The organism is Lachnoanaerobaculum sp., assembly GCF_057250505.1.
In genome coordinates this window covers 1-1,188 of the sequence record NZ_DBHIEQ010000070.1, presented here as the reverse complement: position 1 = coordinate 1,188, position 1,188 = coordinate 1, and the positions used below count along the sequence as shown (strand labels likewise).

General features: G+C 37.8%; 3 protein-coding genes. All 3 read left to right on the top strand.

Annotated features, from left to right (window positions below; all coding sequences use genetic code 11):
• A partial coding sequence (gene cgtA / locus ACO6FI_RS13280) for an Obg family GTPase CgtA (RefSeq protein ID WP_485457737.1) occupies nt 1-520 on the top strand: 520 nt, incomplete at its 5' end.
• An 11-nt stretch (nt 521-531) separates the two neighbouring features.
• Entirely contained in the window at nt 532-828 is a 297-nt protein-coding gene (yhbY, locus tag ACO6FI_RS13275; protein ID WP_485457736.1) for a ribosome assembly RNA-binding protein YhbY, read from the top strand.
• A gap of 1 nt (nt 829) precedes the next feature.
• Nucleotides 830-1,188: nicotinate-nicotinamide nucleotide adenylyltransferase (locus ACO6FI_RS13270; protein WP_485457735.1), on the top strand; the 359-nt coding region annotated here is incomplete at its 3' end.

Sequence of the window (1,188 nt, the reverse complement as noted above, 5' to 3'; positions counted from 1 at the left end):
TCCTGTAGAGGATATAAAAACCATCATGAACGAGCTTAAGGGTTATGACGAGAGTTTGCTTGACAGGCCGCAGGTGATAGCTGCAAACAAGATAGATGCAATCTATGACGAAGAAAACGATAATATAAAGAGAATAAGAGAGGCTTTTCCGGATATTAAGGTATTCCCTATATCAGGTGTCAGCGGAAAGGGTATACCTGAGCTTTTATATGAGCTTGTAAATATCCTTTCAACTATCGACAGGACTCCTACAGTCTTTGAAAAAGAATTTGAAATAGATTATTCAAGTGATAAGAATCTTCCGTTTACAGTGGAGATAGATGAGGACGGAGTATTTGTGGTAGAAGGCCCAAGAATTGAGAAAATGCTTGGATATACAAATCTTGATTCCGAGAAGGGATTTGATTTCTTCCAAAAGTTCCTTAAGACATCCGGAGTGCTTGAAAAGCTTGAAGAAGCCGGAATAGAAGACGGAAATACCGTTCGTATGTACGGCCATGAATTTGATTATTATAAATAATTAGGAGAGAAATGAACAGTAGACAAAGAGCATATTTAAAGGGGCTGGCTATGACGCTTGATCCGATAATGCAAATCGGTAAGGCATCTTTGACAGATGAAAATGTAGCGGCTGTTACGGAGGCGATGGAGCCGAGAGAGTTGATAAAGATATCGGTATTGAAAAATTGTGCCGACGATCCTAAGATTATTGCAAATGAGATTGCATCTCTTACAAGAAGTGAAGTGGTTCAGGTTATCGGTAAGAAGATAGTATTATATAAGCAGGCCGATGAACCGAAGAACAGAAAAATAATTCTTCCTAAGTAGTATGAAAAGGGTAGGTATTCTTGGCGGTACGTTTGACCCTATACATTTAGGGCATTTGATGCTGGCTAAGGAAGCTAAAGAAAAATGTAAGCTTGATGAGATATGGTTTATGCCTGCAAAGACTCCTCCACATAAGCTTAATAAGATTGTGAGTGATTTTTCAGTACGAAAGTATATGATTGAACTTGCAATAAAAGACCATAAGGGGTTTTATTGCTCGGATTTTGAGAATACTTTGGAAGGAAATTCATATACCTTTAATACACTTGAAAAACTTGAAGGAAGATTTGCAGGTGATGATTTTTACTTTATCATGGGAGCGGATTCCTTTTATGAGATAGAGACTTGGAAAAATCCTGA

Coding starts and splice junctions, on each gene's coding strand:
- yhbY (WP_485457736.1), top strand. CDS start 532: ATGAACAGTAGACAAAGAGCATATTTAAAGGGGCTGGCTATGACGCTT.